Annotated in this window: 21 protein-coding genes; 10 read left to right on the forward strand and 11 right to left on the reverse strand. The window is 64.9% G+C overall.

Annotation, left to right across the window (positions count from 1 at the left end):
- Positions 1 to 10: 10 nt before the first annotated feature.
- Together ACFFJ6_RS05315 and ACFFJ6_RS05320 are read right to left on the reverse strand one after the other, a co-directional pair.
- Positions 11 to 643 (reverse strand): peptidoglycan recognition protein family protein, encoded by a 633-nt coding sequence (locus tag ACFFJ6_RS05315; protein WP_378385098.1) that lies wholly within the window; start codon positions 641 to 643, stop codon positions 11 to 13.
- Positions 644 to 670: 27 nt separating this feature from the next.
- The gene (locus tag ACFFJ6_RS05320) at positions 671 to 1,876 is read right to left on the reverse strand and encodes a GGDEF domain-containing protein (protein WP_378385100.1); all 1,206 of its coding nucleotides are present in this window, start codon (positions 1,874 to 1,876) and stop codon (positions 671 to 673) included.
- Between the two features lie 360 nt (positions 1,877 to 2,236).
- Here ACFFJ6_RS05320 and queD point away from each other — a divergent pair, with 360 nt between their 5' ends.
- Positions 2,237 to 2,605, forward strand: coding sequence for a 6-carboxytetrahydropterin synthase QueD (queD, locus tag ACFFJ6_RS05325; protein ID WP_378385102.1), 369 nt, complete (start codon positions 2,237 to 2,239; stop codon positions 2,603 to 2,605).
- Positions 2,606 to 2,669: 64 nt separating this feature from the next.
- Here queD and ACFFJ6_RS05330 read toward each other — a convergent pair whose 3' ends face one another.
- On the reverse strand, positions 2,670 to 3,263 hold the full coding sequence (locus ACFFJ6_RS05330) for a hemerythrin domain-containing protein (protein ID WP_378385104.1): 594 nt from the start codon (positions 3,261 to 3,263) through the stop codon (positions 2,670 to 2,672).
- Here ACFFJ6_RS05330 and ACFFJ6_RS05335 point away from each other — a divergent pair.
- Positions 3,262 to 3,399 (forward strand): hypothetical protein, encoded by a 138-nt coding sequence (locus ACFFJ6_RS05335; protein WP_378385106.1) that lies wholly within the window; start codon positions 3,262 to 3,264, stop codon positions 3,397 to 3,399. The genes ACFFJ6_RS05330 and ACFFJ6_RS05335 overlap by 2 nt on opposite strands.
- A 4-nt stretch (positions 3,400 to 3,403) precedes the next feature.
- Here the strand turns inward: ACFFJ6_RS05335 and ACFFJ6_RS05340 are convergent, their stop codons facing one another.
- Positions 3,404 to 5,977 carry a heavy metal translocating P-type ATPase gene (locus tag ACFFJ6_RS05340; protein ID WP_378385743.1) on the reverse strand — a complete coding sequence of 858 codons (2,574 nt, stop codon included), beginning with the start codon at positions 5,975 to 5,977 and terminating at the stop codon, positions 3,404 to 3,406.
- A gap of 223 nt (positions 5,978 to 6,200) precedes the next feature.
- Here ACFFJ6_RS05340 and ACFFJ6_RS05345 point away from each other — a divergent pair, with 223 nt between their 5' ends.
- The gene (locus ACFFJ6_RS05345) at positions 6,201 to 6,476 is read left to right on the forward strand and encodes a metal-sensitive transcriptional regulator (protein ID WP_378385108.1); all 276 of its coding nucleotides are present in this window, start codon (positions 6,201 to 6,203) and stop codon (positions 6,474 to 6,476) included.
- A 70-nt stretch (positions 6,477 to 6,546) separates the two neighbouring features.
- On the opposite strand, the gene ACFFJ6_RS05350 is transcribed toward ACFFJ6_RS05345, so the two are convergent.
- From ACFFJ6_RS05350 to ACFFJ6_RS05375, 6 genes are all read right to left on the reverse strand, one after another.
- A complete protein-coding gene (locus tag ACFFJ6_RS05350) occupies positions 6,547 to 7,197 on the reverse strand; it encodes a hypothetical protein (RefSeq protein ID WP_378385110.1) in 651 nt (216 codons plus the stop codon).
- Positions 7,198 to 7,389: 192 nt separating this feature from the next.
- Positions 7,390 to 7,692, reverse strand: coding sequence for a preprotein translocase subunit YajC (locus ACFFJ6_RS05355; RefSeq protein WP_378385112.1), 303 nt, complete (start codon positions 7,690 to 7,692; stop codon positions 7,390 to 7,392).
- Positions 7,693 to 7,942: 250 nt separating this feature from the next.
- On the reverse strand, positions 7,943 to 9,292 hold the full coding sequence (gene hemN / locus ACFFJ6_RS05360; RefSeq protein WP_378385114.1) for an oxygen-independent coproporphyrinogen III oxidase: 1,350 nt from the start codon (positions 9,290 to 9,292) through the stop codon (positions 7,943 to 7,945).
- 26 nt (positions 9,293 to 9,318) lie between these two features.
- Positions 9,319 to 10,026, reverse strand: coding sequence for a bacteriochlorophyll 4-vinyl reductase (bchJ, locus tag ACFFJ6_RS05365; RefSeq protein ID WP_378385116.1), 708 nt, complete (start codon positions 10,024 to 10,026; stop codon positions 9,319 to 9,321).
- Positions 9,998 to 11,701: a magnesium-protoporphyrin IX monomethyl ester anaerobic oxidative cyclase gene (gene bchE, locus ACFFJ6_RS05370; protein ID WP_378385118.1), complete on the reverse strand. Its 1,704-nt coding sequence runs from the start codon at positions 11,699 to 11,701 to the stop codon at positions 9,998 to 10,000. The genes bchJ and bchE overlap by 29 nt, the downstream gene beginning before the upstream one ends.
- Positions 11,702 to 11,856: 155 nt before the next feature.
- Positions 11,857 to 12,303 (reverse strand): hypothetical protein, encoded by a 447-nt coding sequence (locus ACFFJ6_RS05375; RefSeq protein WP_378385120.1) that lies wholly within the window; start codon positions 12,301 to 12,303, stop codon positions 11,857 to 11,859.
- A 222-nt stretch (positions 12,304 to 12,525) separates the two neighbouring features.
- Between ACFFJ6_RS05375 and ACFFJ6_RS05380 the strand changes: the two genes are divergently transcribed.
- Both ACFFJ6_RS05380 and ACFFJ6_RS05385 read left to right on the forward strand, forming a co-directional pair.
- Positions 12,526 to 13,266 (forward strand): metallophosphoesterase family protein, encoded by a 741-nt coding sequence (locus ACFFJ6_RS05380; protein WP_378385122.1) that lies wholly within the window; start codon positions 12,526 to 12,528, stop codon positions 13,264 to 13,266.
- A gap of 5 nt (positions 13,267 to 13,271) precedes the next feature.
- Complete coding sequence (locus ACFFJ6_RS05385; protein ID WP_378385124.1) at positions 13,272 to 14,720, forward strand: serine/threonine protein kinase; 1,449 nt, start codon at positions 13,272 to 13,274, stop codon at positions 14,718 to 14,720.
- A gap of 195 nt (positions 14,721 to 14,915) precedes the next feature.
- Here the strand turns inward: ACFFJ6_RS05385 and ACFFJ6_RS05390 are convergent, their stop codons facing one another.
- Positions 14,916 to 15,566: a BON domain-containing protein gene (locus tag ACFFJ6_RS05390; RefSeq protein ID WP_378385126.1), complete on the reverse strand. Its 651-nt coding sequence runs from the start codon at positions 15,564 to 15,566 to the stop codon at positions 14,916 to 14,918.
- Positions 15,567 to 15,907: 341 nt separating this feature from the next.
- Between ACFFJ6_RS05390 and ACFFJ6_RS05395 the strand changes: the two genes are divergently transcribed.
- The 5 genes from ACFFJ6_RS05395 (at position 15,908) to ACFFJ6_RS05415 (ending at position 22,128) form a co-directional block, all read left to right on the forward strand.
- Positions 15,908 to 18,262, forward strand: a complete 2,355-nt coding sequence (locus tag ACFFJ6_RS05395) for a phosphoketolase family protein (RefSeq protein ID WP_378385128.1) — start codon at positions 15,908 to 15,910, stop codon at positions 18,260 to 18,262.
- A gap of 160 nt (positions 18,263 to 18,422) precedes the next feature.
- The gene (locus ACFFJ6_RS05400) at positions 18,423 to 18,920 is read left to right on the forward strand and encodes a response regulator (protein WP_378385130.1); all 498 of its coding nucleotides are present in this window, start codon (positions 18,423 to 18,425) and stop codon (positions 18,918 to 18,920) included.
- A gap of 617 nt (positions 18,921 to 19,537) precedes the next feature.
- Positions 19,538 to 20,410: a CheR family methyltransferase gene (locus ACFFJ6_RS05405; RefSeq protein WP_378385132.1), complete on the forward strand. Its 873-nt coding sequence runs from the start codon at positions 19,538 to 19,540 to the stop codon at positions 20,408 to 20,410.
- A gap of 13 nt (positions 20,411 to 20,423) precedes the next feature.
- The gene (locus tag ACFFJ6_RS05410; RefSeq protein WP_378385134.1) at positions 20,424 to 20,744 is read left to right on the forward strand and encodes a PilZ domain-containing protein; all 321 of its coding nucleotides are present in this window, start codon (positions 20,424 to 20,426) and stop codon (positions 20,742 to 20,744) included.
- A 142-nt stretch (positions 20,745 to 20,886) separates the two neighbouring features.
- Positions 20,887 to 22,128 carry a two-component system response regulator gene (locus tag ACFFJ6_RS05415; RefSeq protein WP_378385136.1) on the forward strand — a complete coding sequence of 414 codons (1,242 nt, stop codon included), beginning with the start codon at positions 20,887 to 20,889 and terminating at the stop codon, positions 22,126 to 22,128.
- Positions 22,129 to 22,138 lie beyond the last annotated feature (10 nt).

Raw genomic sequence — 22,138 nt, forward strand, 5'->3', positions numbered from 1 at the left:
GGCCGAGGCGTTAGAACGACGGATCGCGCGCCAGCCTGGCGAGCTCGCAGCCTTCGCAATAGCGGGCGTCCTTGTAGTCGATCCAGTTGTGGGCGTAGATCCGCTCGGCCGGAATGTCGTAGCGGGCCTGCAGCACGCGCACCAGCACGCGCCACGTTGCGATCTGCGCCGGTGTGGCCGGCGCGGTGACGTCCGGATAGTTGCCGGCGAATTCGATGCCGATCGAATTGGCGCGGGTGACCTGCCGATAGGTCGGCTTGTTGTCGATGTATTTGTTGTCGGTGCGGTTGGCGCCGTCACCCTGGGTGGTGATGACGGTTTCGGGCACGGCCCAATACACCGTGCCGTCGGTCTCGACCCAGATCGTTACACCGCGGCGGGTCGGATTCTTCGCCTGTTCGCGCGCGCCGTTGCGCGCCGAGCCGGCCGGTCCTTCGGTTTGATGCACCAGGATGTTGCGCCACGGCGCCTTGCGATAGTCACCCCACGGCGCCAGCCAGACAATGCGCAGTCCGGGAATGTCGGGCGTCCCGGCGCTGCGGGCGAGGGCGGTCAGCTCGGGTGAAAGCGGTTCGGCGAGCGCAGCTTGAAGTGGCAGGGCGACAGCGCTCAGTAGCGCCAGTCCAAACAGCCGAGCCAACATCGGCGGAAGCCTCGCGGTGGGGCGAAATCAGGCGATCTTGCGCAGCGGCGGCAACAGCGACGGCGTCGTCTCCGAGGCCGGATCGTGGACCGCGTAGCGATCCTTGCCGAGTTTCTTGGCGTTGTACAGCGCCGCGTCGGCGGCCGCGATCAGCCGCTCGGGGTGCAGCCCGACCTGGAAAGTCCATTGCGCCACGCCGATCGAGGCGGCGATGGTGATCTTGCCGTCACCATCCTGCTGCGTCAGGCTGCGGCTCTCCTCGATGATGAAGCGGGCGAACATCGCGCCTTCGCGCAGCGTGGTGGCGGGCATCACAACGCAGAATTCGTCGCCGCCGGTCCGCGCCAGCAGATCGCCCGGCCGCAGCCGCGACTGCGCGGCGCGCGCGAACCGGCGCAGGCATTCGTCGCCCGCCGCGTGGCCGTGGCTGTCGTTGATCGCCTTGAAGCCATCGAGATCGATCGCCAGCACCGCAAAGGCCTCGCCGCTGCGCATCGACATCGCGCACTGCTCCTGCATCCGCTGCAGAAGATGGCGGCGGTTGGCGATGCCGGTGAGGTCGTCGACCAGGGCGAGGTTTTCGACTTCGGAGCGCAGCCGGTCGATCGCCATCAGCAGCAGCCCGAAATTGAGCGCCATCGACAGGAATACCAGCATCAGCACCATCGCCGCCTGGAAGTCGTTGAAATGCACGACGCTCAATTCGCCGCCGACACCCATCAGGGCCGCAACCGAGCGCACCGTGTAGGTCACGAGCATCAGGATCGCGACGGTACCGGTCATCCGGGCGCCGGGATTCTGTCGGGCTGTGCGGTTCAGCAGCACCGGAAGCGCAAGGGCAATCGGGACGCCCTGGGTGACGGAGTAGGTGATGATCCGCGCGGCCATCGAGTCGACGACGAGCAGGAAGAAGGCGAGCCCCGTCATGCACCACAGGGTCAAGCCGATCACCAACCACCAGCTCAGCCGGCGGCCGTAGAACTTGAAGATGCCCATGCCGGTCAGGCTGGCGGCCAGCACGATCGCGCCACCGCCCACGATCAGCGGAGCGGTGTTGTCGACCACGCCGCGCAGCATTCCGATCGCAGCGCCTGCGGATAGAATGAAGCTGCCGGCGGTCCAGTAACGCGCCGGCGTGAAGCTCGGATAGCTTCGCATCACATGGGTCCAGACCAGACCCAAGGCGAAGAAATTGATGAGAAATACAACCCAGAGTGTAGGGACGCTCAACATCGCCTGGTCAAGGCGGAGGGCGCCAAGTCCCTGAAGTTGAATCCTGGGCGAGTCATTTGAGCTCCCGAAGTTGCGGACAAGTTGCACGGACAGCGCTTAACGGAGTCTGAGGATGGTCCGGAAAACTACGGGGTGGTTGTGAATATATGAATCCCGCAGTCGCATCTGCGGATAACACGCCGCGGCTTCAGCCGAGGGGGCCAGCGGCGGGGCCAAAGACGAGATCGCCCGGCCTGAACCGCTGCCCCGCCATGCGATCCGGAGAGCCGATTTCTCCGGCCGCCGGCTTCAAATGCCGGCGGCGCTCGGATAGGGTCCGCCGCAACCGACCGGCGCCCGGCGCCCCAACCCCCGACATCGATGAAGATCACCCAAGCATTCAGGTTCGAAGCCGCTCACCATTTGCCGCATGTCCCCGAGACGCACCGCTGCAAGCGGATGCATGGACACTCCTATCGGGTTGAGCTGGAGCTCTCCGGGCCGGTGAATCCCAAGACCGGCTTCGTGCTGGACTTCTTCGAGATCGAGGCGGCGTTCGGCCCGCTGCTGGCGCGGCTTGACCATTATTGCCTGAATGACGTCGAGGGGCTGGAGAATCCGACCGCCGAAAACATCGCGATCTGGATCTGGGACCGCACCAAGCCGACGCTGGCGGCGCTGTCGAATGTCCGGGTCTACGAGACGCCGGATTGCTGGGCCGACTACGCCGGCGAAGAGCAGGGCGCCTGATCGGCTGTCGGTCGCGCAAGGGACCGCCGCAGTCTCGCGGCGGTCGTCGCGATCCGGAGCTTGATTATCGGGCCGCTGTCGCGGCGGCGCGGCCGCGGTCTTCCTCGGTCTCCTGCTCCCAGCGCAGAATGGTCGCGTAGAGATTCTGGAATTTGCTGGCGGTCTCGCCGTCGAACATCGGGTCCTTGCTGGCCTCGATGCGCGAGTCGATCTTGGCCCAGTCGTCCGCGGTCAGCGTCTCCAGCGCGGCGGGGAACAGCAACTGCTCTTCCTTGGCCATGTGCCGGCGCTGATGTTCGAGGAAGTCCGTCGCGGCGGCGTGGAAGGTCTGCCGCGGCAGTTCCTGATCGGCCAGCACGTCGTTGACGACCTGGGCGAAGCGGGCGAGGCGCTCGCCTTCCACCTGGTGCTCGGCCTCGACATCGCCGACCGCACCGGCCACCGCCGGATTGCGCTCCTTGAGGATCTGGTAGACCACATCCTCCTTCGGGTGATGGCAGAGTTCCGGATACTCCCTGAAGTACTGGATCACGGCCTGGAAGATTTCGTAATCGGGCCGTTCGCGGCGGTCGAACACGCTGAGTTCGCGCTCGATCACGTTGAGCAGCTTCGCGATGTTGCGGTGCTCGTCGTGAAGAATTTCAATGATTCGTGACATGGCCGACCTCGACTGCTCGCTGACCGGAAAGACCGCGGCTGCGGCTGCGGCAAAATTCCACCGCGAAGATAGTGACCGCGACGTCCCGATCCTTGCGGTAGATCAATGGGGTGCCGGCGGCTATCAGTCGCAATAAATGATCACTTCAGATCGGCCGCACGCAGCCTCAGCGCATTGCCGATCACGCTCACCGACGACAATGACATTGCCGCAGCCGCGATGATCGGCGACAGCAGCAGCCCGAAGGTCGGGTACAGCACGCCGGCGGCGATCGGGATGCCGGCCGAATTATACACGAAGGCGAAGAACAGATTCTGTCTGATATTGCGCATGGTGGCGCGTGACAGCTTCCGCGCGCGGACGATGCCGCCGAGATCGCCCTTCAGCAGCGTGATGCCGGCGCTTTCCATCGCCACGTCGGTACCGGTACCCATCGCGATGCCGACGTCGGCCGCGGCGAGCGCGGGCGCATCGTTGACGCCATCACCGGCCATCGCGACGACGCGGCCCTGCCGGCGCAGCTTTTCGACAACGGCGCTCTTCTGATCGGGCAGCACCTCGGCTTCGACATCCGCGATGCCGAGCTTGCGGGCGACCGCGTTTGCGGTGGTGCGGTTGTCGCCGGTCAGCATGATGACCTTCAGGCCATCCGCCGCGAGCGCCGTCAGCGCATCCGGCGTCGAGGCCTTTACCGGATCTGCGATCGCAATCAGGCCGGCGAGCCTGCCGTCGATGCCGACGCTGACGACGTTGGCTCCGTCGGCGCGCATCTGCTCGGTCTTGTCGCGCAGCGCCGAGGTCTCGATGCCGAGCGAGCCGAGATAGCTGGCGGTTCCGATCGCGACCGCGCGACCTGCCACCTTGCCGGACGCGCCTTTGCCGGTCGGGGCATCGAACTCGGCGACCTCGGCGAGGTCGATCTTGCGCTCGGTCGCGGCGCTGACGATGGCATGGGCGAGGGGATGTTCGCTGGCGCGCTCGACGCTGGCGGCGAGCCGCAGCAGGTCGGTCTCCTCGACTCCGTCTGCCGTAACGATCGCCGTCACCTTCGGCTTGCCTTCGGTCAGCGTGCCGGTCTTGTCGATCACCAGCGTGTCGATCTTCTCCATCCTCTCCAGCGCTTCGGCGTTACGGATCAGCACGCCGGCCTGTGCGCCGCGGCCGACGCCGACCATGATCGACATCGGGGTGGCGAGGCCGAGTGCGCAGGGGCAGGCGATGATCAGCACGCTCACGGCGGCGACCAGCGCGAAGGTCAGCCGCGGTTCCGGACCGAACGTTGCCCAGGCGGCGAAGGCTGCGATCGCGGCGAGCAGCACCGCCGGCACGAACCAGCCGGCGACCAGATCGGCGACGCCCTGGATCGGCGCGCGCGAGCGCTGCGCCTGCGCGACCATCTGGACGATGCGCGACAGCATGGTGTCGCGGCCGACCTGGTCGGCCCGCATCACGAAACCGCCGGACTGATTGATCGTGCCGGCCACGACCTTGCCGCCGGCCTCGCGCGTCACCGGCATCGACTCACCGGTCACCATCGACTCGTCGAGCGACGAACGGCCTTCGAGAATGACGCCGTCGACCGGGACCTTTTCGCCTGGGCGCACGCGCAGCGTGTCGCCGACCGCCAGGCTGTCGATCTCGACCTCGCGCTCGCTGCCGTCGGCCTCGATCCGCCGCGCGGTCTTCGGCGCCAGCCCGAGCAGCGCCTTGATGGCGCCGGAGGTCGCCTCTCGGGCGCGCAACTCGAGCACCTGGCCGAGCAGCACCAGCACGGTGATCACCGCGGCCGCTTCGAAATACACCGGCACGGTGCCGCCATGGCCGCGGAACGCCGGCGGAAATGCCTGCGGCGCCAGCGTCGCCACGACGCTGTAGATGTAGGCCACGCCGGTGCCCATCGCGACCAGCGTGAACATGTTGAGGTTGCGGGTGACCAGCGATTGCCAGCCGCGCACGAAGAACGGCCAGCCGGCCCACAGCACGACCGGCGTCGCGGTGGCGAGCTGAATCCAGTTCGACAGCACCGGGTCGATCAGGCCGTGGCCGCCGACCAGATGGCCACCCATTTCCAGCACGACAGCCGGCAGCGCCATCACCAGGCCGATCCAGAACCGGCGAGTCATGTCGATGAGTTCCGGATTGGGCGCGTCGTCGAGCGACACCAGTTCGGGCTCCAGCGCCATGCCGCAGATGGGGCAGGTGCCGGGGCCGATCTGGCGGATCTGCGGGTCCATCGGGCAGGTGTAGATCGTGCCTTCCGGCACGGCCGGAGCCGGCTTGGCCTTCGACTTGTCAAGATAGGACACCGGATCGGCCGCGAATTTGCTGCGGCAACTCGCGGCGCAGAAGTAATAGGTCTGGCCTTGATAGTCGAAGCGATGCTTCGCCGTCGCCGGATCGACCGTCATGCCGCAGACCGGGTCGATCACCTTGCCGTCGGCAGCGGCCTCTTCGTGGTGGTGATGATGAGCATGGTCGTGACCATGATCATGGCCGCCGCAGCAGGACGACGGAGCGGCGAAATCGGTCAGCTGATGCAGCTTCACGGCCGGCTTCGGCGGCGATTGGGGCGGCAGCACCAGAGGTTGCGCGGCCTTGGCGAGCACGCCGGCCGGATCGGCGGCGAATTTGCTGCGGCAGCCGGCGCAACAGAAATAATAGGTGGTGCCGTCGTGATCGAAACGATGCGCGGTGATGTCGGGATCGACGGTCATGCCGCAGACCGGATCGATCGCCTTCGTCGCAGCGGCGGGCGCCGCCTCATCGCCATGGCCGCCACAGCACGAGCCGGTGGTAGCAGGGGCGGCGTCGTTGCTCGGCGCCGAACCGCAGCAGCTCGATGCTCCGGCCGCGCTGGTGTCCTTGACCTGATCCGTACCGCGCATTCGCATCACCTTGCCGCTTGAAACCCATACCGTGTAGGGGTATATATCCGCCATGAAGTCAGACATCAAGACGTCATGTCAGAAGCGCCTCGGCCGGATCGAGGGGCAGGTTCGCGGCATCTCCAGAATGATGGACGAAGGCCGCTACTGCATCGATATCGTCACGCAGATCTCCGCGGTCCGCGCGGCGCTGCGCCGGGTCGAGGAAGAGGTGCTGAAGGATCACGTCGCGCATTGCGTCGAGCACGCGATCGCGAGCGGCGACAAGACCGATCAGCGCCAGAAGATCGCCGAGCTGATGGATGTGATTCAGCGATCCAGTCGCTGATCTGACGCTGTTCGCCGGCTGCCGCGTTGCGACTGATCAAGTCGCGCGTCCGATCGGTCCACGCGGCGGCTCAACGGCCCGGTTTGGCCGCCGATCCGAACAGCGATGTCTTCACCGCGGTGAAGCCCTTCGACAAGCCGGTCAGCCCGCAGGACACCGGGTCCCCCTCGCAAGCGAACTTGGCCGATGGCTCGGGGCGTTGCCGTTGCTTGGCGGTGCGCGGCTTGTCGGGGCGCGGACGGGGCTTGGCGACCGCGGTGCGGGGCTTCTCGACGGCCGGACGCGGCTTGGCCGCCTGGGCGGCTTCGACCGGCTGCTGGGCCTGCAGCGCGGCGATCTGCTGCTGCCGCGCCGCGAACGCCGCCGCGATAATCGTCCGGCGCCGCTGGTCGAGAAACTCGGTGTATTGCTCGTCCATTTTGCGCAGTTCTTCGGCCGTCGGGTTGGGCCCGGCAATGTCGAAGTTGCGGTTCTGCATGAAGTCGAAATAAGTGTAGCCGCCGCCCGGCTTGCGGCGGCCGGCGAATTTGGCGTCGCACTGCGCCGCAAGGGCAGCCTTGGCTTCCTTGGTGTCGGCGGTCTTCTCGCCCTTCTCGACGCAATCCTCGTAGTCGACCGGGGCGCGGCTCGGCCACCATTCGGCGCGCGCGTCCGCGGGCAGCGCTGCTGCCCCCAGCGCGAGCGCCAGATGAAGGCTGGTAAACTTACGAAAACCGGTCATGCCCGTCCCGCGGCAGATCAGATCGCGGGATTCCGCCGTCCGGATGCCGCTTTGTCAAGCGGAGTGACTGCAATCCGGTCGCTGTTGCAGCTAACTTGGCCAGCATTCTGTGGAGTTCGGCCGTGGTCCCGGCTTACTCCCGGTCCCGGCGGCATGGGCACCGGCTGTGGTGCCAGCACCCCGCCCGGATAATCAGGCCGCGAAATGCTCGGACGACACCGAGTCGGCGTGCTCGATGTGATCGAGCTCGGACAGCTTGGTGATGGTCTTGCCGCGGCACGACCAGGAGATCAGCGCCTCGTCGCCATTGATCGACAGAATGATGCCGGTGACGTTGCCGTGGGCGGTGACTTCGTCGCCGACCGAGAACGTCTGGTTCTCGAGCGCGGCTTCCAGCGCGGCGCGCAGGCAGACGGCGTCGCTGCCGCCGGCGGCGCGGAATGCAGCGGTGGCCTTGGCGACCATATCCTCAGTGACTTTGAGTTTGTGGGTCATTGGTGATCCCTCGATCGGTCCGGTCGTGGCAGCGATAGGCGCCGGAGCTTAACGGTCTGCGACCAGGGCCGATGTGGCCATCAGCATGAGCGATTTTCCGTTAAGACGGCGAGCCGGCGGACCTCATCTCCCTGACATATTACCGCTTGAGGTACATATGCACCGGATCGCAAGGCGTGATTTGACCTGCGTCAAAAGGCAAAACGCGCGCCGCGAGGGCGCGCGTTCGAACGGGATCTGGTCGGCGAGATCAAACGGCGATCGAGTGCCGCACGTTCGAATTGCGCAAATACGTGTCGAACACCGAGGCGACGACGCGCGACAGCCGCACGCCTTCGGGCGTCAGCGTCAGCCGGCCGTGATCGCAGACCACGGCGCCGTCGCGCTGCAGTTCGGCAAGCGCTTCTTCCTCGGGCGCGTACCAGTTGTCGGCGTAGCCGAACGCACGGCCCGCCGCGGCGAGGTCGATCTTGCCGTCGCACATGATGCGCTCGATCACATGCGCCCGCAGATTGTCCTGCTGGGTAAGGCCGTGGCCGCGCGCCACCGGCAGCTTGCCGGCCGCGACGGCACGAGCCCACGCGCCGGTCTCGACGATGTTCTGAACGTAGCCGCTGGGCGTGCGGCCGATCGAGGTCGCGCCGATGCCGATCAGCGTCTGAGCCGCGTCGGCGGTGTAACCTTGGAAGTTGCGGTGCAGTTCGCCGGTCTTCGCCGCGACGGCCAGCGAGTCGCCGGGCAGTGCGAAGTGATCGATGCCGATGCGGACGTAGCCGCCAGCAATCAGGGCCTCCGCCGCGGCGTCCGCCTGCTCGGCGCGCAGCTCCGACTTCGGCAGCGAATCGTCGGGAATCATCCGCTGGTTCTTGGCGACCCACGGCACGTGCGCGTAGCCGAACAGCGCCACGCGGTCGGGCTGCATCTCGACGCATTGCTCGACCGTGCGCTTCAAGTCGCCGGCCGTCTGATAAGGCAAGCCGTAGATGAGGTCGAAATTGATCTTCGACACGCCCGCCGCCTTGAAGCGGGTCATCGCATGCGCCACCATGTCGGGCGGCTGGATGCGGTTGATCGCGGCCTGGACCTTGGGGTCGAATTCCTGCACGCCGAAGCTGGCGCGGGTGAAGCCGAGCTCACCGATGGTCGCGACCATCTCGTCGGTCAGCGTGCGCGGATCGCTTTCGATCGCCAGCTCCGCATCGGGCACGAATTCGAAGCGCTCGCGGAGCAGCGTCATGATCGCCCCGAGATCCTCGGGCGAGATCACGGTCGGCGTGCCGCCGCCGAAATGCAGGTGGCGCACCGGCATCGTGCCGGGCATCGCGTCGGCGACCAGATCGATTTCGTCGATCAGGTTCTCGACGTAGTCGGCGACAGGTCCGTATTTCGACGCGAGCTTCATGTTGCAGCCGCAGTACCAGCACTGCTGCTTGCAGAACGGCACATGCAGGTACAGCGAGATCGGCTCGTCGGTGTCGAGCTGGGCGAGCCAGCCGCGATACACCGACTCCGGGAACTCCTTGGCGAAATGCGGAGCGGTCGGATAGCTGGTGTAACGCGGCACCGAGCTCTTGGCGTATTTTTCGAGGGCAGACGACATCGCTGGTCTCTCACATCGTCCGCGGATCAACGCGCGGAAATGGTTTCAGAACTGCCGGCGATCGGCGTCGATCGGCGGCTGGCGTAAATGTTGGCGGCGTCCGGAATCGTGGTCCAGTCCGCGACGAAGCGGCAGCAATCATCGCCGCGGGCTCCGCAGGTGGTCTCGGTCACCCGGGTATAGGGCGAGACCAGCGCCTGAAACAGCCGTTGAAATACGGAGGCGTGCCAGACGCAGACGTGATGATCGGCATGCTCGCCGGCGCACAGCGGATTGTGGGCGATCTCGAAGGTGACGGTCTTGCCGGTCTGTGCCGAGAACTTGCCCGAGCCGGCGAAGGTCCAGGCATGCGCAGTGATCGCCTTGGTGAGCATTCGGGCGGCGATCGAGGCTGGCATGATCTTCAGCACGGCCTGCGCCAGCTTCGGGATCCGGTTGGCCAGGATGTAGTCGCCGGTGCGCAGCCCCGCGTCGGCGAGGATCGCGGCGGCCTGCGGTTGCGGCAGCACGCGGCGGACCGCCTGATGGATCGCGGCCACCGGGCGTTCGTCCACCATCGCGGTCGGCGGATGGGCGAGCCAGTCGCTCGCCGCCGCCTCCGAGAAGATCTCGGCGGCGGCCGGTTCGAGACCGGCCGCGTCGAGCGCGTGGATCAGTTGGATGACGGCGTTGGGTCCGATCTCGGACACCGCCGGCATCCCGCTGTCAGTGGCGGGTGAGCGAACCTGCGTCATTGGCGGTGTCCACCATGCGGCTGGCTACAGTGTCCGCCAATGTTTCCTTGGCGACTTCACAATTGGTCGGCTCGGTCATCTGCTCCGAGCCGCCGCCGCAGGCCGAGACGATGGCCATCTGCGAGGCGGCCGACTTGCGCGAACGGTCGGCATTGGCTTCCCAATCGGCCATCTGCGCGTGCGAGATCTTGCGGGTGGTGTCGAAGTGGAAGTCGACCTTCTTCTTCGACTGCGGCCCCCAATAGCCGACGCGGCCGAGGTCGTAGAACTTGCGTTCGAAGCCGGCCTTCAGGAACGCCTTCAGGCAGCCAAGCAGATAGCGGCGCCGTCTCCCGGTGCCCGACCAGGGATAGGAGAAGAACGCCTTGTACATGTAGAATCGGCGATAGTTGTTCATCACCCGGTCGAGCAGCTCGCCGCGCTCCATCGCCGCCGGCTTCACGATCGGCGTGACGAAGTTGTACTTGGCGAAATCGAACACCTCGACCTTGTCGCTGAGTTCCTTGAACAGCGGCGTGAACGGCCACGGCGTGTACATCGACCAGTTGGCGAGGTCCGGCTTCCAGTCCATCGCCATGCGATAGGTCTCTTCCAGCGTCTCCGGGGTCTCGGAGTCGAGGCCGACGATGAACTGGGCTTCGACGACGATGCCGGCTTCGCGCAGCAAGCGGATCGCCTTCTTGTTGTCGGAGATCTTGGTTTCTTTGTTGAACAGGTCGAGCTTGAGCTGTGCCGCCGCTTCGGTGCCGAGCGAGACGTGCATTAGGCCGGCTTCGTTGTAGAACTTCAGCAGCTGCTCGTCGCGCAGGATGTCGGTGACGCGGGTGTTGATGCCCCACTGCACCTTCTTGTTCAGGCCGCGCGCGATCAGTTCTTCGCAGAACTGGATGAACTTCTTGCGGTTGATGGTCGGTTCTTCGTCGGCGAGAATGAAGAAGCCGACCTGATACTTCTCGACCAGCTCCTGGATTTCGTCGACCACCTTCTTCGGATCGCGGACGCGGTAGTCGCGCCAGAACTTCCACTGCGAGCAGAACGAGCAGGTGAACGGGCAGCCGCGCGCCATGTTGGGGATCGCGACGCGGGTGTTCATCGGAATGTATTTGTAGAGCGACCAGTCGAGCACGCCCCAGTCGGGGCTGATCGCGTCGAGGTCCTTCACGGTCGGCGCCGCGGGAGTGGCGACGATCTTGCTCTCGCCGTTCGAACCCTCGGTGTAGGCGAGGCCCTTGATGCTCTCGCGGTTCGCCGGCCATTGGCCGGACGCGACGGCGCGCGCCAGCTCGACCATGATTTCTTCGCCTTCGCCGCGAACGATCACGTCGACCCACGGCGCCTCGGACAGCACCTGCTGGTACATGAACGTGGCGTGGACGCCGCCGAGCACGGTGACGATCTTCGGGTTGACCTGCTTGGCGATCTTCAGCGCCTCTTCGGCCTTGTAGATCGACGGCGTGATCGACGTCGTGCCGACCAAGTCCGGCTTGTAGTCGGCGATGAGCTGCGCCAACTGCTCGTCCGTTGTATCCTCGGTCATCGCGTCGATGAACTTGAGGTCGGTGAATCCGTTCGCCTTCAGCGCGCCCGCCAAGTAAGGCGCCCAAGCCGGCGGCCAGTGGCCGGCAATTTCGGCGCCACCGGAATGGTAATTCGGGTGAATGAGAAGGATGCGCACTGACATTTCTCCCATGATTGTCAAGAAACGATGACACATGGAGTGTCAAGGATTATTGACGCAGATCAAACAAGATGGTGCATTGGTAGTGAGGAAGCTTCGACCAGCCTCGACGAACTCGGCAGGTCGTCTTCGCTCCGTCGCGGTGTCGGACGTCAGGACTCCGCGGTGAAGTTGGCGTCGTGTTGAAGTGCGTCGAGCGTGTCGACGTTCAGGCAATAGTTCTGATAGGCCGGCACCAGAGTGCCGGCGGCGATATCCGCGTCGCACTCCACCTTGTGCTCGCACATCGCGCAGGTGCGCCGCAGGTCGTTGAGCAGCATCGGCTCCTTTTCGGCGAGCGCCCGGATGCTGATGCGCAATGCGTCCAGCAGGCAGGGCAGCTCTTTGGCGCTGCTGCCCTTGGTCGCGAGCGCGCGCACTTCGGCAGGTGACAGTCCGAGGTCCTTCACCATATTGGCCATCGCGCGTCCGAAGGCTTCGAGCTCGACCGGACTGGCGGTGATCTCTTCCCACTCGCTAACAACAGCAGCGACAGCATCGGCCGCGACGGCATCGGTGACGGGTGCGTTGTTGGGGTCTGGATTGCCGGATGCAGTCATGGGCGCCTCCAACGCGATTGTTTTGCTGATATACTGACCCTCGTCGGGCGCCCCATTGCGCCAGATCAAGGAGTGCGACAGGCTTGCGATGGATCAAAGACAGGTGCGCGAGCTCGAACGGCACCCCGTCGAACTGATGACATCGCCGCCGCCGCGCCGCTCCGGGCGCTGCCAACAAGAGACGCCGCTGGCAAAGCGGATCGAACTACATGGGAGGTGGATTTGTTGCTTGCGCTTTTCGCCGACATTCATGCCAACCGGCAGGCCTTCACGGCATGCCTGGCCAAAGCGCGCGAGCAGGGGGCCGAGAAGATCGTTCTGCTCGGTGACTATGTCGGCTACGGCGGCGATCCGGACTGGACGGTCGGCACGGTGATCGATCTCGTCGGCAGCGGCGCCATCGCGGTTCTCGGCAATCACGACAGCGCGGTCGGCAATCCCAAGGTGCAGATGAATGCCGAGGCCGAAGCCGCGATCGAATGGACGCGCGGCCAGCTCGACGTCGCGCAGCGCCGGTTTCTCGCCGACCTGCCGATGAAGCAGGAGGAGAGCAACCTGTTGTTCGTCCATTCCGAGGCGACGCGGCCGGACAACTGGATCTACGTCACCGACACCTCGATCGCCTCGCGCAGCATGCAGTCGGTCGCCGCGCATGTGACGTTCTGCGGCCACGTCCACAAGCCGGCGCTGTATTCGCTGTCGGTCACCGGCAAGATGACGACCTTCGTGCCGACCTCCGACGTGCCGGTGCATCTGTTGCCGGGGCGGCAATGGCTCGCCGTGCTGGGTTCGGTGGGCCAGCCGCGCGACGGCAATCCGGCCGCCGCCTATGCGCTCTACGACACCGTCAAGCACGAACTGACCTATTGCCGCGTGCCGTACGACGTCGAAGGCGCAGCAAGGCGGATCCGCAACAACGGACTGCCGGTTTGGCTCGCCGAGCGATTACTGGCCGGACGGTGACGGCGATGGACAGCCCGACCTTCGAGCCCGGCAGCGACATCGACGGATACATCATCGAGCGCGCGCTGCATCGCGGCGGCATGGCCTCGCTGTTCGAGGTCCGCAGGGCGGACAACCCGATGCCGATGGTGATGAAGATCCCGCGCATGGGAGAGGGCGAAGATCCGGCCGCGATCGTCAGCTTCGAGATGGAGCAGATGCTGATGCCGCGGCTGCGCGGGCCGCACGTCCCGCAGTTCGTCGCGCTGGCCGATTTCTCCCGGCACCCCTACATCGTGATGGAGCGGATCGCGGGCGAGCCGCTGTTGTCGCGCCTGCCGGATCTGCCGTTGCCTTACGACGAAGCCGTAGGCCTTGCGGCCAAGATCGCCGTCGCGGTGGCGGACCTGCATCGGCAGCATGTGATCCACCACGACATCAAGCCGAGCAACATCATGTTTCGCCCGAGCGGCGAGGCGGTGATGCTCGATATGGGGCTCGCCTGCAGCGATCAACTGCCTGATCTGATGCAGGAAGAGTTTCGTCTGCCGTTCGGTACCGCGCCCTATATGGCGCCCGAACGATTGCTCGGCGTGCGCAACGATCCGCGCAGCGATCTGTTCGGGCTCGGTGTGCTGCTCTACTTCTTCACCACCGGCATCCGGCCGTTCGGCGAGACCGAAACGATGTACGGCATGCGCCGGCGGCTGTGGCGCGATCCGGTGCCGCCGCGCAAATTGCGGCCGGACTATCCGCCCTGGTTGCAGGAGGTGGTGCTGCGCTGTCTTGAGATTCAGCCGGAGTGGCGCTACCCGACCGCGGCGCAGCTGGTGTTCGACCTCACGCATCCCAGCGAGGTGAAGCTCACCACGCGTTCGGAGAAGCTGAAGCGCGATCCGCTGCGTACGGTGCTGCGTCGCCGCTTCAACAAGGAGCTGACACGCCCGCGCAGGGAGACGCTGGCGGCGCATCTCGCCTCGGCGCCGATCGTCGCGGTGGCGATCGATGTGGCCGAGGGCGCCGCGGAGCTGAACGAGGAATTGCGGATCACTGCCGGTCGCATTCTGGCGACGCTGCCCTCGGCGCGGCTTGCCTGCCTCAACGTGCTCAAGCTCGGCCGCATGACCATCGACCGGACGCTGGACGAGCACGGCCACAACAAGCACGTCGATCGCCTGGTCGCGCTGCGGCACTGGGCCGAGCCGCTGAAGCTGTCCGACGATCGGCTGACCGCGCATGTGCTGGAAGCGGTCGATCCGGCCTCGGCGATTCTCGAATTCGCCGAGGCGAGCCGGGTCGATCACATCCTGATCGGCGCGCGGCGCAATTCCATGCTGCGCACACTCGGCGGCAGCGTTTCAGCCAAGGTGGCGAGTGAGGCGACCTGCACGGTGACGATCGTCCGCGACTCCGCGCTGCGGCCGACGCGCTCGGGCAGACCGGCGGATATGTCGGCCAGCCGGCAAGACGCTTAATTGTCTTGAACGACGCCGGCCGGTGGTCGGCGGCCATGCTGATCCGGACCGACACGGCCGGGACGAGCGTGCGAGCTTAAAGACGTACTTCGAAGGTCCGACAATCGATCGACCAAGGGCTCGTAGCTGACCTGCTACGTCCCTCACTCCGGACGCTGTCAGCTTTGACGGCTCTGTCGAAGAAATCAACGACGATCAGTTGATCATCAGGCGGTCATCGACCGCGGCGACGCCGGGCGTCGACCATGCGGCGTTCTGCACGGCGCGGCGCTGATCCCACGTTTCAACGCGGCCTTCGAGCACCACCATGTTGCCGTTCTTCACGGTCACGCGAATGCCGGTCGATGCGAGTTCGGCGTGACGTTCGAGGGCCGACTCCAGGCACGATCGGATGCAGGCATGATCGCCGAGCGGATTGCTGATGACGATGTTGTTGGTCACGCCGACGACGCCGGCGAGCTTGCGGACGTCGTCTTCCGCCGCGGCGCGTTCGTAGTGCCAGTCAACCGTGCCGCTCAGCGTCAGCCAGCCGTCTTCGACCTGTACTTCGATCGAGTTCGCCGGCACCAGCACGTTCCAGTCGAGAATGTCGGACGCGCGCTGCGCGATGCGATCGTCATCCGTCTTGGTGAAGGGATAACGAACGTCGATGTTCTCCGAGATCGCGTGCACGCCCTTGACGCGACGCGTTGCCGCAATCGCGGCAAGCTTCTCGGCATAGCTGATGACGTGACCGGTGAGGATCACGATGTCGCCTTCGACAGCGACATTGATATGTCCGCTGTTGAAGCTCGGATCGAACTCGAACTCGTCAAGGATGTTTTGACGGAGCTGGGACTCAGACATGCTTGGCCTCTGGAGTTCCGCTGCGCTGACGGCCGGCATCTTCCGTGGTTGAAGGTCAAACACATTGATCCCAATCAACCGAATGCGGCATCCCGGTTGATCTGCGTCAAACGCTGTCATCATGGTTTCATCGCCGTAATCTCAACAATTGGATGGCCGACGATCTCCGGCAACGTCCGGGTCTTGCATTGCGTCGCGTTCGCGAGCGCTAATGTCAGGCCAGACTGACACTGATCGCCATTGGGCTAAGGCGCGACCGCACCTTGCTCGATCGCGCGATCAGCGACGGACGCCGGCGCGAGCGCGCGGATGAGATTTGGAATGCAGAGGCGGAGAATGTGATGTCGGATGTGTTGTCCAACGAACTGATGCAGAAGATGGACGCTTATTGGCGTGCCGCGAACTACTTGTCGGTCGGGCAGATCTATCTGCAGGACAACCCGCTGCTCGACGAGCCGCTGCGGATCGAGCATCTCAAGCCGCGCCTGCTCGGGCACTGGGGCACGACTCCCGGGCTGAACCTGCTCTACGTGCATCTCAACCGGATGATCACCGCGCACGATCTCGATATGATCTACATCATCGGTCCGGGCCACGGCGGTCCCGGCCTGGTGGCGAATTCCTATCTCGAAGGCTCCTACACCGAGCGCTATCCGGCGATCGAGCGCAATCGCAACGGCCTGCAGCGGTTGTTCCGCCAATTCTCCTGGCCGGGCGGGGTGCCAAGCCACGTGTCGCCGGAGACCCCCGGCTCGATCCACGAAGGCGGCGAGCTCGGCTATTCGCTGGCGCATGCCTACGGCGCGGCGTTCGACAATCCGGATCTGATCGTCGCCTGCATCGTCGGCGACGGCGAGGCCGAGACCGGCGCGCTGGCGACGAGCTGGCACTCCAACAAGTTTCTCAATCCCGCGCGTGACGGCGCGGTGCTGCCGATCCTTCACCTCAACGGTTTCAAGATCGCCAATCCGACCGTGCTCGCCCGCATCAGCCGTCAGGAACTGACCGACCTGATGCGCGGCTACGGCTATGAGCCGATCGTCGTCGAGGGCGACGATCCGGCCGTGGTGCATCACTCGCTCGCCGCCGCGCTGGAGAAAGCGCTGGCCGATATCCAGGCGATTCAGGCCGCCGCCCGGCACGGTGGCGTCACGGCGCGGCCGCGCTGGCCGATGATCGTGATGCGCACGCCGAAAGGCTGGACCGGTCCGAAGGAAGTCGACGGCAAGCCGGTGGAGGGCACCTGGCGGGCCCATCAGGTGCCGATCGCCGATTTCAAGGACCCCGCGCATATCAGGCTGCTGGAAGACTGGATGCGCAGCTATCGTCCGGACGAATTGTTCGACGCGAACGGACGCTTCCGCGACGATCTCGCGGCGCTGGCGCCGACCGGCCATCGCCGCATGAGCGCCAATCCGCACGTCAATGGCGGCGAATTGCTGCAGCCGCTGTCGATGCCGGACTTCCGGGACTACGCCGTGGCACTCGCTGCGCCCGGCGCCGTCAAGGCCGAAGCGACGCGCGTGCTCGGCACATTCCTGCGCGACGTGACGCGCGACAACCTCGAGACCAGCAACTTCCGTCTGTTCGGCCCGGATGAAACGGCTTCCAACCGTCTCGACGGCGTGCTCGAGGTCACCGACAAGGAATGGATGGCGGACGTCGAGAGCGTCGACATCGCGCTCGGCCCGGACGGCCGGGTGATGGAAGTGCTGAGCGAGCATCTGTGCCAGGGCTGGCTCGAAGGCTATCTGCTGACGGGGCGCCACGGCCTGTTCTCGTGCTACGAGGCCTTCATCCACATCATCGACTCGATGTTCAACCAGCACGCCAAATGGCTGAAGACCACGGCGTCGATCCCGTGGCGGCGTCCGATCGCTTCGCTGAACTATCTGCTGACCTCGCACGTCTGGCGGCAGGACCACAACGGATTCTCGCACCAGGATCCTGGCTTCATCGATCACGTCCTCAACAAGAAGGCGAGCGTGGTTCGGGTCTATCTGCCGCCGGATGCCAACTCGCTGCTGTCCGTCGCGGACCACTGCCTGCGCAGCCGCAACTACGTCAACGTCATCGTGGCCGGCAAGCAACCCGAGTGGCAATGGCTCGATATGGACGCCGCGGTGCGGCATTGCTCAGCCGGTGCCGGCGTCTGGGAGTGGGCGAGCAACGACGGGGGCGATCCGGATGTCGTCATGGCCTGCGCCGGCGACGTTCCGACCGTCGAGACGCTGGCGGCGGTCACGCTATTGCGGGAATACGTCCCGGACATTCGGATCCGCGTGGTCAATGTCGTCGATCTGATGGTGCTGCAGCCGAGTTCGGAACATCCGCACGGCTTCGACGATCGCCGCTTCGACGAGATGTTCACGCCCGACAAGCCGGTGATCTTCGCGTTCCACGGCTATCCCTGGCTGATCCATCGGCTGACCTATCGCCGGCACAATCACTTCAATATCCACGTGCGGGGTTACAAGGAGGAGGGGAGCACCACAACACCGTTCGATATGGTGGTCCTCAACGATCTCGACCGCTATCGGCTCGCCCTCGACGCGATCCGCCGCATTCCGCGGCTCGCCGGCGAGGTCGAGGCGGCCACGTCGCGCTATTGGGCGACGATGCAGCGGCACAAACTCTACATTGCCGAGCATGGCGACGACATGCCGGAAGTGCGCGACTGGCGCTGGCCGAGCTGAGTGCAATCGTCGTCGAATTGTCCGCAAGCTGCTAAGCCGTCGTCAACCACCGATTGAGCTGATCGGTCTGGCGGCGGCCGACGGCCGCTGAGTTAACCAACGCTTGCCACCGGCCCGCTAAGCCTGCTGCTGTGAACTCAACGGCAAAAGGAGCGGGCCGATGGATACGCGCGACCATGATACGGCGCATGCGGAGATCGGAGCCGACCGATTACTCGGCCTACTGAACCTGCTGGTGATCGACGACGACCCGGTGCAGCGGATGCTGATCACGGGGGCGGCCGAGAAAGCAGGCTATGCGGCGACCCATGCGGCATCCTGCGCCGAGGGCATCGCGCTGATCCAGCAGCGTCCGTTCGACTGCGTGACGCTCGATCTGATGCTCGACGATGGCGACGGCAGCGATGTCATGCGGGCGATGGCCGGCGCGCATTATGCCGGGCCGCTGATCGTGATCAGCGGCATGAACTCCGAACGCCGCCGCAGTTCACGCGCGCTCGCCCGCTCGCTCGGCATGGACCTGCTGCAGAGCTTCCCGAAGCCGATCGACCTCGCCGCGTTGCGGATTTCGCTCGCCAATATTCGCAGTAATGTCGCGGGCCTGCCGATCGTCCATTCCTGGGGCGAAGTCTGCGGTCCACGTTACGAACACGGCTAGGCCCGCGTCTGCGCGCGCCGATGCGGCCGGCGCGGTGAGCGGATTTCACCGCGGGGCCGGCTGCCGTCCCGGCAACCAATCACGGTGCTCATTGGAATTGCCCGTTCTTGCGACCGTTCTGGTTGAATAATTTTAAACCAACAACCGAAGTCGGGGCTGATGAATTTGGCCGGCTCGCCGCGCCGTAGGGCCGCGATCTTCCTTGTATACGAGAAGCCGAATGTTCCTCGCGCCGACGCCGCCGCTGTGCGGAGTCGCCTTCGGTCTAATACAATTGTATCGCCGTGCGGGCTCATCGACGCCGTATCTTGAACTGATCGTGCGACCTGCTGGTACGACTACGAGGGACAAAAATTAACGAGAGTGAAGGTCAATCACCGCTAGAGCAGTCAGACGTGAGTTCCGGATCGGCGGATCTATTTCACCGCCCGCCGCCGGAAGGTCGAGAAAGGCGCTCTGGAATGGATGATTTCACTCTGCAAAGCGGCGCCGGCCTGCAGGCCTGGACGATGTCCGTCGCGGCGGCTGTGTGAGGTCATCACCATGACGCCCAGCGTTGACCGATCAATCGCCCTTCATCGCGATACGTCGTACGCGAACGTGCCAGGAAGGATCCCATGACTCCGCTCGACTACGACTATCTGCAGAAGATCCTGAAGGACAGATCCGGGTTGATGCTGTCGGCGGACAAGAAGTATCTGCTGGAAAGCAGGCTGCTGCCGCTCGCCCGCAAGGCCGGCGTGCCCGGCATCACCGAACTCGTTCAGAAGATGAAGGCCGGCTCGGAGTCGCTGATCCACGACGTGGTGGAAGCGATGACCACCAACGAGACCTTCTTCTTTCGCGACAAGACGCCGTTCGACCACTTCAAGGACAGCGTCATTCCGGACCTGATCAAGGCGCGCGCCGGACGGCGCAGCCTGCGGATCTGGTGTGCGGCGTCGTCGACCGGCCAGGAGCCGTATTCGCTGGCGATGCTCCTGAAGGAGAAGGCCGCCGAGCTCAACGGCTGGCGCGTCGAGATCATCGCCACCGACCTGTCGCCCGAGGTGCTCGCCAAGTCGAAGAACGGTCTCTACACCCAGTTCGAAGTTCAGCGCGGCCTGCCGATCCAGTTTCTGGTGAAGTACTTCAAGCAGGACGGCATGATGTGGCAGCTCAATGCGGACGTGCGCGCCATGGTGCAGTTCCGGCAGTTCAACCTGCTGCAGGATTTCGCCCCGCTCGGCAAGTTCGACGTGATCTTCTGCCGCAACGTGCTGATCTATTTCGATCAGGCGACGAAGTCCGATATCTTCAACCGTCTGATGAAGGCCAACGAGCCGGACGGCTACCTGTTTCTCGGCGCGGCCGAGACGGTGGTCGGCCTGACCGACAGCTACAAGGTGTGTCCGAAGCGGCGCGGCGTGTATCTGCCGAACGTGGCGCCTGCGGCCGCGACGAGCTTTGCCGCAGGCGGTCTCAAACCGGCGGGTTTCGCCGGCCGCTAGCGGAGGGTTCGGGTTGACCACCGAGAATATCGGCACCGAGCGTGTGACATTCGGGCGTGGCTACGCGGTCTGGATCATGGGCATCGACGGCACGTGGCGTCGCAGCTGCGTGCTCAAGGCCGTCTCGAGCTTCGAGGCGGAGCTCGAGCTCGAAGGCTCGATCGAAGGGCTCAACCTCAAGGAATTCTTCCTGCTGCTGTCGTCCACCGGTCTGGCGTATCGCCGCTGCGAGCTGATCCGCGTCAATGGCTCGGAAATCGACGTGCGTTTCCTCAAGACCAAGAACAAGTCCGGCAGGCCGATGGGCAGCCGCGACGATCGCATGGATTCGTGAGCTCCCGGGAGGGAAAAGCTAACCATTCGGGCCGGCCGGGTTCCGGTTGTATATTCGCAAAAGACTTCGTTTATGAGACGCGATTAGCGTCGTCCGCAGAGGTCTTGGCGGGACAAGACCGACCAACCTCGCGAATGCGCTGATGACGGACGGCGATCAAGCACCAACCATACGAATTCTCGTCGTTGACGATGACCCTCTGCAGGGCGCCCTGATCTGCGGGGTCTGTCATCGGCTCGGTTATCAGGCGGTATTCGCGGATTGTTACCAATCTGCGGCGGATCTGATCTCCACCGGCACGTTCGATTGCTACACGCTCGATCTGTCGCTCGGCGACCGCGACGGCATCGAGCTTCTGCGCCTGATCGCGGCCGACAGCGGCGCCCGCCGTGTCATCGTGATCAGCGGCTGCGATCAGCGGATTCTCAGCGCCACCGTCCGCATGGCGCATGCCGCCGGCATCGTCGATGCGGTGTCTCTCCCGAAGCCGATCGATCTGCGGTCGCTGCGCGAGGCGCTGACCTTCGAGGGCGGCGGTCGCTCGACCGCGCAGCACCGGGCGGAGAAGAATGCGCGCCTGATCACGGCGGAGGAGTTGTCCCAGGGCCTTGCGGCCGACGAGCTGTATCCGGTGTTCCAGCCGAAGGTGAATCTGCGGAGCGGGCAGGTGGTCGGCTGTGAAGCCTTGGCCCGTTGGGACAGCCCAACGTTCGGTGCGGTGGGGCCCGATGTGTTCATTCCGCTCGCCGAGCAGAGCGGCGCGATCAAGCTGATCACCCTGCGCATGCTGCGCGAGTCGATGTCGATGGCGCGGCGCTTTCTCGATCGCGACCCGTCCTTCGTCGTCGCCGCCAATCTGTCGGCGATGCTGCTGACCGACACCACGATTCTCCAGCAGATCGAGCAGATGCTGGACGAGACCGGCGTGCCGGCGAGGTCGCTGATGATCGAGGTGACCGAATCCACCGCGATGTCGGACGTCGATCGCGCCATGGACGTGCTGCTGCGGCTGCGCATCAAGGGCGTCGGAATCTCGATGGACGATTTCGGCACCGGCTATTCGTCCCTCTCCGCGCTGGCCCGCATGCCGTTCAGCGAGCTCAAGATCGACCGCTCGTTCGTCAAGGACTGCCTGGTCGATCCGGATATGTGGAAGGTGGTCGCCGCCTCGGTCGCGATCGCCCATCAATACAAGATGAAGGCCGTCGCCGAAGGCATCGAGGACGCCGAGACATGGTGGGCGCTGGAGGAACTCGGCTGCGACATCGGCCAGGGCTATGGCATTTCCCGCCCGTTGAAGCTGGACGCGTTCGAGAGCTGGTATCAGGCCTGGAATGCCGACACGCCGGTCCCGGTCCTGACCCGCCGGGTGCACGCGGAGTAGTTACGCGTCC

This window comes from Rhodopseudomonas telluris, assembly GCF_042432815.1.
Taxonomy (GTDB): domain Bacteria; phylum Pseudomonadota; class Alphaproteobacteria; order Rhizobiales; family Xanthobacteraceae; genus Rhodopseudomonas; species Rhodopseudomonas telluris.

Bases quoted from the DNA above. Each gene is read 5' to 3' on its own strand.
- hemN (WP_378385114.1), bottom strand. From the start codon at position 9,292: ATGTCGTCTGCCCTCGAAAAATACGCCAAGAGCTCGGTGCCGCGTTAC.
- ACFFJ6_RS05320 (WP_378385100.1), bottom strand. From the start codon at position 1,876: ATGTTGAGCGTCCCTACACTCTGGGTTGTATTTCTCATCAATTTCTTC.
- ACFFJ6_RS05355 (WP_378385112.1), bottom strand. From the start codon at position 7,692: ATGACCCACAAACTCAAAGTCACTGAGGATATGGTCGCCAAGGCCACC.
- ACFFJ6_RS05330 (WP_378385104.1), bottom strand. From the start codon at position 3,263: ATGTCACGAATCATTGAAATTCTTCACGACGAGCACCGCAACATCGCG.
- ACFFJ6_RS05390 (WP_378385126.1), bottom strand. From the start codon at position 15,566: ATGTCTGAGTCCCAGCTCCGTCAAAACATCCTTGACGAGTTCGAGTTC.
- ACFFJ6_RS05395 (WP_378385128.1), top strand. From the start codon at position 15,908: ATGTCGGATGTGTTGTCCAACGAACTGATGCAGAAGATGGACGCTTAT.
- ACFFJ6_RS05400 (WP_378385130.1), top strand. From the start codon at position 18,423: ATGGATACGCGCGACCATGATACGGCGCATGCGGAGATCGGAGCCGAC.
- ACFFJ6_RS05405 (WP_378385132.1), top strand. From the start codon at position 19,538: ATGACTCCGCTCGACTACGACTATCTGCAGAAGATCCTGAAGGACAGA.
- ACFFJ6_RS05415 (WP_378385136.1), top strand. From the start codon at position 20,887: ATGACGGACGGCGATCAAGCACCAACCATACGAATTCTCGTCGTTGAC.
- ACFFJ6_RS05350 (WP_378385110.1), bottom strand. From the start codon at position 7,197: ATGACCGGTTTTCGTAAGTTTACCAGCCTTCATCTGGCGCTCGCGCTG.
- bchJ (WP_378385116.1), bottom strand. From the start codon at position 10,026: ATGACGCAGGTTCGCTCACCCGCCACTGACAGCGGGATGCCGGCGGTG.
- ACFFJ6_RS05315 (WP_378385098.1), bottom strand. From the start codon at position 643: ATGTTGGCTCGGCTGTTTGGACTGGCGCTACTGAGCGCTGTCGCCCTG.
- ACFFJ6_RS05345 (WP_378385108.1), top strand. From the start codon at position 6,201: ATGAAGTCAGACATCAAGACGTCATGTCAGAAGCGCCTCGGCCGGATC.
- ACFFJ6_RS05385 (WP_378385124.1), top strand. From the start codon at position 13,272: ATGGACAGCCCGACCTTCGAGCCCGGCAGCGACATCGACGGATACATC.
- ACFFJ6_RS05335 (WP_378385106.1), top strand. From the start codon at position 3,262: ATGGCCGACCTCGACTGCTCGCTGACCGGAAAGACCGCGGCTGCGGCT.
- ACFFJ6_RS05340 (WP_378385743.1), bottom strand. From the start codon at position 5,977: ATGACCGTCGATCCCGACATCACCGCGCATCGTTTCGATCACGACGGC.
- ACFFJ6_RS05375 (WP_378385120.1), bottom strand. From the start codon at position 12,303: ATGACTGCATCCGGCAATCCAGACCCCAACAACGCACCCGTCACCGAT.
- queD (WP_378385102.1), top strand. From the start codon at position 2,237: ATGAAGATCACCCAAGCATTCAGGTTCGAAGCCGCTCACCATTTGCCG.